The organism is Streptomyces sp. NPDC096152, assembly GCF_044763235.1.
GTDB lineage: Bacteria > Actinomycetota > Actinomycetes > Streptomycetales > Streptomycetaceae > Streptomyces.
The window spans coordinates 195,203-205,217 of the sequence record NZ_JBIWFW010000011.1; the positions used below are offsets into that span (position 1 = coordinate 195,203).

Annotated in this window: 3 protein-coding genes, 1 tRNA gene and 1 rRNA gene; 1 reads left to right on the forward strand and 4 read right to left on the reverse strand. The window is 70.0% G+C overall.

The genetic code is table 11. The features are described from left to right. Window positions 1–214 precede the first annotated feature (214 nt). Entirely contained in the window at window positions 215–5,719 is a 5,505-nt protein-coding gene (locus ACIQ9G_RS32540; RefSeq protein WP_403616847.1) for a HAMP domain-containing protein, read from the reverse strand. A 374-nt stretch (window positions 5,720–6,093) separates the two neighbouring features. On the opposite strand from ACIQ9G_RS32540, the gene ACIQ9G_RS32545 reads away from it, so the two are divergent. Then, entirely contained in the window at window positions 6,094–8,850 is a 2,757-nt protein-coding gene (locus ACIQ9G_RS32545; protein WP_403616849.1) for a SpoIIE family protein phosphatase, read from the forward strand. A gap of 111 nt (window positions 8,851–8,961) precedes the next feature. Here ACIQ9G_RS32545 and ACIQ9G_RS32550 read toward each other — a convergent pair. The 3 genes from ACIQ9G_RS32550 to rrf all read right to left on the reverse strand — a co-directional run. Further along, window positions 8,962–9,037: transfer RNA gene (locus ACIQ9G_RS32550), tRNA-Thr, on the reverse strand. A gap of 110 nt (window positions 9,038–9,147) precedes the next feature. Continuing rightward, window positions 9,148–9,810, reverse strand: coding sequence for a DegT/DnrJ/EryC1/StrS family aminotransferase (locus ACIQ9G_RS32555; RefSeq protein WP_403616868.1), 663 nt, complete (start codon window positions 9,808–9,810; stop codon window positions 9,148–9,150). A gap of 114 nt (window positions 9,811–9,924) precedes the next feature. Continuing rightward, window positions 9,925–10,015: ribosomal RNA gene (gene rrf, locus ACIQ9G_RS32560) — 5S ribosomal RNA — on the reverse strand; the annotation flags it as partial.

Consider the following 10,015-nt stretch of genomic DNA (forward strand, 5'->3'; position numbering starts at 1 on the left):
GACGGCTCCCTTACGCCGTCCGTCCTTGTGCCGGTCATCGTAGCCGTACCCCGCCCGTCGCCACACCCTGTCACCGTGATGTCACTGTGCATGTCACTGTGCCCGTAGCAGAAACGTAGCGGGAGACCAGAAGGTTCCCCGAATCCCGTGCTCCTACACGGCTTCGGCCACACCGCGTCAGCAACTCCGCGCGCACCCCTGACTCTCCCCGCCGTCACTCCTCCCGCATCCACTGCCGCATCACGGCCAGCAGGTGATCGGGGTCGACCGGCTTGGTGACGTAGTCGGAGGCGCCCGACTCGATCGCCTTCTCGCGATCGCCCTTCATCGCCTTGGCGGTCAGCGCGATGATCGGGAGCCCGGCGAACTGCGGCATCCGGCGGATCGCCGTGGTCGTCGCGTACCCGTCCATCTCCGGCATCATGATGTCCATCAGCACCACCGCCACGTCGTCGTGCTGCTCCAGGACCTCGATGCCCTCACGGCCGTTCTCCGCGTACAGCACGGACAGCCCGTGCTGCTCCAGGACGCTGGTCAGCGCGAACACGTTGCGGATGTCGTCGTCGACGATCAGCACCTTCTCGCCGCCGAACCGCGCGTCGCGGTGACCCTGGCCGGCCGCGTCCTGCTCCTCGGCGGCCGGCCACTGCTCCGGGACCGGCCGGCCCTGCACCGCGGGGCGCGGCGTGGCGGGCGGCAGCGCCCGGCGGCGGCGCCGGAACAGGGCCGCGGCCCCGTTCTGCGTCTCCCGGTACGACTTCACCTCCGCCGGCGTCTCGATCTCCGCGGCGGACAGCTCGGACAGGTCGGACGGCGACGACTCCGAGGACACGACCAACTCGTCGGCGTTGAGCGCCGATCCGGGCTGCTGGTAGCCCTGCGGGGGCAGTTCGCCCGGGTGCAGCGGCAGATACAGCGTGAACGTCGAGCCGCGGCCCGGCTCGCTCTGCGCGTGGATCTCGCCGCCGAGCAGCTGCGCGATCTCCCGCGAGATGGACAACCCCAGGCCCGTACCGCCGTACTTGCGGCTTGTGGTGCCGTCGGCCTGTTTGAACGCCTCGAAGATGACCCGCATCTTGCTGCCCGCGATGCCGATACCGGTGTCGGTGACCGAGAAGGCGATCATCTCCGCGTCCGGGTCGGCCAGCGAGCCCGTCTCCAGCAACTGCTCCCGGATCGCCTGCGGGACGTCGCCCCGCGCGGGCCGGATGACCAGCTCCACCGAACCGGAATCGGTGAACTTCACCGCGTTGGACAACAGGTTGCGCAGCACCTGCAGCAGCCTCTGCTCGTCGGTGTGCAGGGTGGCGGGCAGTTCCGGCGACACCCGCACCGACAGGTCCAGGCCCTTCTCCGCGGTCAGCGGCCGGAAGGTGGCCTCCACGTAGTCGATCAGCTGGACCAGTGCGATACGCGTCGGCGAGACGTCCATCTTGCCCGCCTCGACCTTCGACAGGTCCAGGATGTCGTTGATCAGCTGGAGCAGGTCGGAGCCCGCGCCGTGGATCGTCTCGGCGAACTCCACCTGCTTCGGCGAGAGGTTCCCCTCCGCGTTGTCGGCGAGCAACTTGGCCAGGATCAGCAGGGAGTTGAGCGGGGTACGCAACTCGTGCGACATGTTGGCCAGGAACTCGCTGCGGTAGCGCATGGAGACCGCGAGCTGCTCGGCGCGCTCCTCCAGGACCTGCCGCGCCTCCTCGATCTCGGAGTTCTTCGCCTCGATGTCGCGGTTCTGCTGGGCCAGCAGCTCGGCCTTCTCCTCCAGCTCGGCGTTGGACGCCTGCAGCGCCTTCTGCCGCTGCTCCAGCTCCTCCGAGCGCAGCCGCAGCTGCTCGGTCAGCTCCTGCGACTGCTTCAGCAGCAGCTCGGTCTTGGTGTTGACGGAGATGGTGTTGACGCTGGTGGCGATCATCTCCGCGATCTGGTTGAGGAAGTCCTTCTGGATCTGCGTGAACGGGGTGAAGGACGCCAGCTCGATCACACCGAGTACCTTCCCCTCGAACAGCACCGGCAGCACGATCACCTGCGCGGGCGGTGCCTCGCCCAGCCCGGAGGAGATCTTCAGATAGCCGCTGGGCGCGTTCTCCACGAGGATCGTGCGCTTCTCCTGCGCGGCCGTGCCGATCAGCGCCTCACCCGGCCGGAACGACGTCGGCATGGAGCCCATCGAGTAGCCGTACGAGCCGAGCATCCGCAGCTCGTACTCGTCCCCGCTGTCACCGCCGAGTTCCGTGGCGTCGGCCGGCGACATCGCGACGAAGAACGCGCCGTGCTGCGCGGAGACCACTGGCGTCAGCTCGCTCATGATCAGCGAGGCCACGTCCTGCAGATCGCGCCGGCCCTGCATCAGGGCGGAGATGCGCGCCAGGTTGCCCTTCAGCCAGTCCTGCTCCTTGTTGGCGATCGTGGTGTCGCGCAGGTTGGCGATCATCTTGTTGATGTAGTCCTGGAGTTCCTGGATCTCGCCGGAGGCGTCGACGTCGATCTTCAGGTTCAGGTCACCGCGGGTCACCGCGGTCGCCACGCGCGCGATGGCACGCACCTGCCGGGTCAGGTTCCCGGCCATCTCGTTCACCGACTCCGTCAGGTCGCGCCAGGTGCCGTCGACGTCCCGCACGCGGGCCTGACCGCCGAGCTGCCCCTCTGTGCCCACCTCGCGGGCCACGCGCGTGACCTCCTCGGCGAAGGAGGACAGCTGGTCGACCATCGTGTTGATCGTGGTCTTCAGCTCGAGGATCTCGCCGCGCGCGTCGATGTCGATCTTCTTGGTCAGATCGCCCTTGGCGATGGCGGTGGTGACCATGGCGATGTTGCGCACCTGCCCGGTCAGGTTGGACGCCATCTGGTTCACGGACTCGGTGAGGTCCTTCCAGGTGCCGGCCACACCCGGAACGTAGGCCTGCCCGCCGAGGATCCCGTCCGTGCCCACCTCGCGGGCCACCTTGGTGACCTGGTCGGCGAACGAACTCAGCGTCTTCACCATGGTGTTGAAGGTGTCCGCGAGCTGCGCGACCTCACCGCGCGCCTCGATCGTCACCGTCCGCGTCAGATCGCCGTTGGCCACCGCGGCCGCGACCTGGGAGATGTTGCGCACCTGCATGGTCAGGTTGTTGGCCATCAGGTTGACGTTGTCGCTGAGGTCCTTCCAGATGCCCACGACGCCCGGCACGTGCGCCTGCCCGCCGAGGATGCCCTCGGTGCCCACCTCACGGGCCACCCGGGTCACCTGCTCGGCGAACGACGACAGCTGGTCGACCATCGTGTTCACGGTGGTGACCAGCTCGAGGATCTCGCCCTTGGCGTCGACGGTGATCTTCTTCGACAGATCGCCCTTGGCGACCGCCGTGGTGACCTCGGCGATGTTGCGGACCTGGATGGTCAGGTTGTTCGCCATGAAGTTCACCGACTGCGTGAGGTCCTTCCAGGTGCCGGAGACGCCCTGGACCTCGGCCTGACCGCCGAGGATGCCCTCCGTGCCCACCTCACGGGCCACCCGGGTGACCTCCTGGGCGAACGACGACAGCTGGCCCACCATGGTGTTCAGGGTGTTCTTCAGCTCCAGGATCTCCCCGCGCGCGTCCACGGTGATCTTCTGGGACAGGTCACCGCGCGCCACGGCGGTGGCGACCTGCGCGATGTTGCGCACCTGGGCCGTCAGGTTCCCGGCCATGCCGTTCACCGAGTCGGTCAGGTCCCGCCACACACCGGCGACGCCGGGAACCTGCGCCTGACCGCCCAGCCGGCCCTCCGTACCCACCTCACGGGCGACCCGGGTGACCTGGTCGGCGAAGGCGGACAGCTGGTCCACCATCGTGTTGATGGTGTTCTTCAGCTCCAGGATCTCCCCGCGCGCGTCGACGTCGATCTTCTGGGACAGGTCGCCGCGCGCCACGGCCGTCGTCACCTGGGCGATCTGCCGCACCTGGGAGGTGAGGTTGCCGGCCATGAAGTTGACGGAGTCGGTCAGCTCCTTCCACGTGCCGGAGACGCCGTCCACCTGCGCCTGACCGCCCAGCCGGCCCTCCGTACCCACGTCCCGGGCCATCCGGGTCACCTGGTCCGCGAAGGACGACAGCTGGTCCACCATCGTGTTCACGGTGTTCTTCAGCTGGAGCATCTCGCCGGAGACGTCCACCGTGACCTTCTGCGACAGATCGCCGTTGGCCACCGCCGTCGTCACCTGGGCGATGTTCCTCACCTGACCGGTGAGGTTGCGGAACGCGGTGTTGACGGAGTCCGTCAGGTCCTTCCACGTCCCCGCGGCCCCCGCCACCTGCGCCTGACCGCCCAGCTCACCCTCGACACCGATCTCCCGCGCCACCCGCGTGACCTCGGCACCGAACGACGACAGCTGGTCGACCATGCCGTTGACGGTGTTCTTCAGCTCCAGCATCTCGCCGGCCACGTCCACGGTGACCTTCTGCGACAGGTCACCGCTGGCCACCGCCGTCGTCACCGCGGCGATGTCCCGCACCTGCGTGGTGAGGTTGCGGAAGACCGTGTTGACCGAGTCGGTCAGGTCCTTCCAGGTGCCCGCCGCGCCCGGCACGTTCGCCTGCCCACCGAGGCGGCCCTCGGCGCCCACCTCGTTCGCCACACGCGTGACCTCGTCGGCGAAGATCCGCAGCGTCTCCGTCATCTGGTTGATCGTCTCGGCGAGCTGCGCGACCTCGCCGCGCGCCGGCACCGTCACCTTCTGCGACAGGTCACCGTTGGCGACCGCCGTGGTGACCTGCGCGATCCCGCGCACCTGGGCCGTCAGGTTCCCGGCCATCAGGTTCACCGAGTCGGTGAGCTCCTTCCACGTGCCGTCCACCCCGGGCACATGCGCCTGGCCGCCGAGGATGCCGTCCGTGCCGACCTCCCGGGCGACCCGCGTCACCTCGGAGGAGAAGGCCGAGAGCTGGTCGACCATCGTGTTGACGGTGTTCTTCAGCTCCAGCATCTCGCCGGCCACGTGCACCGTGACCTTGCGCGACAGATCGCCCTTGGCGACCGCCGTGGTCACCAGCGCGATGTCCCGCACCTGCGCGGTCAGCCGGTACGCCATGGTGTTGACCGAGTCGGTGAGGTCCTTCCACGACCCGGACATGCCCCGCACCTGGGCCTGTCCGCCCAGCTTGCCCTCGGTGCCCACCTCGCTGGCCACCCGCGTGACCTCGTCGGTGAACGTCGACAACTGGTCGACCAGGTTGTTGACCGTCCGCCCGACCTTCAGGAACTCCCCGCGCAGCGGATGCCCGGACCCCTCCGGCGTCTGCGAGCGCAGCTCCATCCGGGGCGACAGATCGCCCTCGGCCACCGCCGACAGCACTCGGCCGACCTCGGACACGGGCCGTACGAGATCGTCGACGAGCGCGTTGGAGTTGTCGATCGCGGCGGCCCAGGAGCCCTCGCAGGCACCCGTCTCCAGGCGCTCGGTGAGTTTGCCCTCGCGCCCGACCATGCGCCGCACCCGCGACAGCTCGCCGGTCAGATGCAGATTGCGGTCGGCGACCTCGTTGAAGACCGCCGCGATCTCCGACACCACGCCGTCCCCGGACACCGTGAGCCGCTTGCGGAAGTTCCCGTCGCGCATGGAGACGAGCGCGGCGAGCAGCCGGTTCAGGGCGGCCGTGTCGACCGCGGTGGTCCCGCCGCGAGGTTTGCGCTGGCTGCTCAGGGACTGTCCGCCCTTCGCGCGCGTCTTAGTGCTCCGCGCCGCTGCGCCAGACTCCACTGTGTCCCTCCCGCAAGGGTCGACCATTCACGCTCTGTGCCCGGGTGTCACCCGGCGTACCAGTTACTGCTGGGTATTCCTGCCCGATGTAATCAGGTCATCCAAAGGGTTGCTGCCCCCCATGCGAAGACCACACTCAGCCTGCCCGGACCTTCACCAGAAGCTTGCCCAGTGTTTCACCCCGGCCGAACCAGGCCATAACAGTTCGGCAGCTTCGCACACCGTCCGCACACTCTTCGGGCGGAAACACTGCTGACCGGCATCCGCGGGGGCGACGAAGGTAAGTAACCTTGCATGCGGCTGTCCAGCCACGCCGGTCCGGTCCGGCCTGGGCGGTGGCACGGAACGAGCGGGCATGGAGGCGGCCGCACACAATGACCACCGGAGTGATCCCGGGGGGACAGTCCCCGGAGCCACGACCGACCGACCCGCAGCTGCCCGAGCAGCGACGCGAGCCGGGCGGCCACGGACCCCTGCACGTCGACAACCGGACGAGGAGTGCTGTGATCACCGCGCGCGCGGCCGCCAGCTTCGAGCCCGTCGGACGATCGGTCGCGACCGCCCGCTCCTTCGTCCGCGACACCCTCCAGGGGTGGGGCTTCGGCGACATCGTCGACGACGCCGTGGTCCTGACCAGCGAGCTGGTCACCAACGCCGTCGTCCACGCGGGCACCGCCGCCGACGTCCTGTGCCTGCGCAGCGACGCGGGAGTGCGGATCGAGGTCGCCGACCGCTACCCCGAGCGGGAGATCCCGCTCCAGGGCGCGGCGATCAACATGGGCAGCCCCGACCGCGAGGGCGGACGGGGCCTCCAGCTGTGCGCGGCCCTGGCCGGCCGCTGGGGCGTGGAGTACACGCCCACCCACAAGAACGTCTGGTTCCTGCTCGACCTGCCCGAGCGCCCGGTCGGCACCCGTGCCGCCGGCCCCGCCCTCCCCGCCGCCATGCTCCCCCTCGCCGACGGCCGGGTCCGCGTGGCGGTCGTCCAGATCGACCGCGGCGGCTCCATCACGTCCTGGAACGAGGACGCGGAGACCCTCTTCGGCTACGCCGCCGAGCAGGTCACCGGCAAGCCGCTCACCGACCTCGCGGCCTGGCCGCACACCCCGGGCACCGGCACCGGCATCGCGGAGGCGCTCCAGCTCTCCCGCTGGGAGGGCAGCTACGGCATCCGCGGCGCCCACGGCCGCGTCATCCCCGTCTACGCCTCACACCTGCGCGTGCGCGACACCGGCGGCGAGCCGTCAACCGTGTGCCTCCTGGTGCAGGACCACGAACGGGCCGTTCTCCAGACCCCGTCGCGGGGCCCCGCGTCCGCCGACGCGGGCACCGCCCCCGACGGCCAGAGCGCCGACCCGTTCGAGGTGTTCATCGGCTCCCCCGCCCCCGACGACCTCGACGGCCTGCTCCAGCGCACCGTGGAACGCGCCCGCGACATGCTCGACGCCGACGCGGCCTTCCTCCTCCTCGCGACCGACGACGAGACGGAGCTGGAGGTCCGCGCCTCGACCGGCCTGCCCTCCGCCCGCCAGCGCTTCGCCCGCGTCCCCGTCGAGGCCGGCCCCGGCCGCTACGGCTCCGCCCGGATGCCGGCCGTCCACGACGACCTGGCGGCCGTACCGGGCGCCGTGCCGCTGCTGCACGGCACCGGCATGCGCTCGGTCGTCACCGTCCCCCTCAAGGTCGAGGGCCGTCTCACCGGCTCCCTCGGCGTCGCCGCGGAGGCCCCCGGCAGATACTCCAACGAGGAGGCGCTGCGTCTGCAGTTCGCCGCCGACCGGATCGCCCTGGCCGTCGAGTCGGCCCGCCTCGGCGAACTGGAGCGGCTGCGCAGGGGCTCACTCAGCTTCCTGGTCGAGGCCTCCGACCTGCTCGCCGGCACCCTGGACCGCGACCAGACCCTGGCCCTGATGGCACAGATGACGGTCCCGACCCTGGCCACCTGGTGCGCCGTCTACACGATCGCCGACCAGGCCTCGGAGCCGTACCTGTCGTACGTCCTGCACGAGGACGAGGACCTGATCGACGGGATCAAGTCCCTGCTGTCGAAGGTTCCGCCGCCGGACCCGGTCCCCACCCCCGGCGCCCGGATCTGGACGAGCCCGGCCGAGGCGGCCCACAAGGCCGCGCTGCGCACCTCCATGCGCAGCCTCAGCCTGGGCGACTCGCCCCACCGGGTCGGTACGTCCGTCGGCCCGACCCTGGCGACGGCCTCCGCGATCGGCGGCGAAACGGTCGTCCTGCCCCTGGTCGCCCGCAACCGCGTCATCGGCATGCTGACCCTCGGCAAGCCCACCGACGAGCACTTCCGCCAGGAGATCCTGGAACTGGCCGAGGACCTCAGCCGCCGGGCCGCCCTGGCCCTGGACAACGCCCGCCTGTACTCCGAGCGCACGGCGATCAGCCAGTCCCTCCAGCGCAGCCTCCTGCCCCCCGGCCTGCCCGAGGTCGCCGGCGTGGAGGTCGACGTCATCTACCGCGCGGCCGGCGAGGGCAACGAGGTCGGCGGCGACTTCTACGACCTCTTCCCCATCCGCGACGGCGCCTACGGCTTCGCCATCGGCGACGTCTGCGGTACGGGCCCGGAGGCGGCGGCGGTCACGGGCCTGGCCCGGCACGCGCTCCGGCTGCTGGCCCGCGAGGGCTTCGGCGGCCCCGCGGTCCTGCAGCGCCTGAACTCCGCGATCCTCGACGAAGGCGCACGCAGCCGCTTCCTGACCCTGCTCTACGGTGAGCTGTGGCCGCAGGAGGACGGCAGCGCGGTCCTGAAGGTGGTCTGCGCCGGTCACCCTCTGCCGCTGCGTCTGCGCCAGGACGGCACGGTCGAGCCGGCCGCGGAACCGCAGCCGCTCCTCGGCGTCATGGAGGACCTGGAGCTGTACGAGCAGACGGTCACGCTGGACCCGGGCGACGTCCTGCTGTGCGTCACGGACGGCGTCACCGAGCGCCGCGAGGGCACCCGGATGCTGGGCGACGACGGCCTCGCGGACGTCCTCACCACCTGCACGGGCCTGACGGCCGGCGCGGTGGCGGCCCGCATCATGCGCGCCGTGGAGCGCTTCGCGTCGGACGCGCCGTCGGACGACATGGCGATCCTGGCGATGCGGGTCCCGGAGATCATGACGGACTGAGGCCGCGGATCGACCCGGCGGTCCGGCCCGGCGGACCAACCGTCCGGGCCGGACGCGGACATGAGCGTGGATATGCGAAAGGCCCCACCCGGAAGGGTGAGGCCTTTTTGCTGGAGCCCCCAAACGGAATCGAACCGTTGACCTTCTCCTTACCATGGAGACGCTCTACCGACTGAGCTATAGGGGCCGGTCGCCTTCTGCGAGGTTTCCCGCGCGGCAACGGAATAGATCATACCCCGAACGAAGCCGTACTCCCAACCACGGACGGTCGGTCACGCGACCTGTCACGGACGGCCGTCAGAGCGCGGGTTGCAGCAGTCCGCCGAGCGCGTTGCACGCGGAGACGATCCGCTGCATCTCCCGTCGGGTCAACGCGGCGTCCACCGGCAGCGCGAGCGTCTCCTCCGCGGCCCGTTCGGTCTCCGGCAGGGACACGCACCGCCGGTACTCGGGCAGCCGGTGCACGGGGGTCTTCACGGGCACCCGGCAGTCAACTCCCCTGGCCCGTATCGCCCGTGCGAAGGCGTCCCGGTCCGGCCGGCCGTTCCCCGGCACCCGCACCACGTACTGCTGGTAGGTGTGCCCGGCGCCCCCGTCCGGCGTCCGCACGCCCCGCAACTTCGCGTCCAGATAGGCGGCCCGTTCCCTGCGCTGGGCCGTCTCCTCGTACGGCGCCTCGGACTCGCCCTGTTCCAGGACCAGCAGACCGTGCCGCCGTCCGAGGGCGTGCAGCCGCGCGATGCAGGCCGGCCGCCCGAAGCGGTGTACGGCAACGACGCCCGCGGTCCGCGGAGTTACGGCCGCCTCGACGGCGGTCGCGTCGAGGCAGTACGTCACCGGGTCTATGTCGGCGAACACCGGCAGCGCGCCGACCTGGACCACGGCCTCGGTGACTTCCACGTTCCCGAACGCCGGTACGACGACCTCGTCACCGATTCCGACGCCGGCAGCCCTGAGCAGTGCAGCAGTACCCATGCCACGGATGCTGGTTGCGCAACGTGAACTTCAAGTGACGGCAAACAAAAAAGGGTTGGACCCGGAACCGAAGTTCGGGGTCCAACCCTTTGAAGAATTGTTCGGCGGCGTCCTACTCTCCCACAGGGTCCCCCCTGCAGTACCATCGGCGCTGTGAGGCTTAGCTTCCGGGTTCGGAATGTAACCGGGC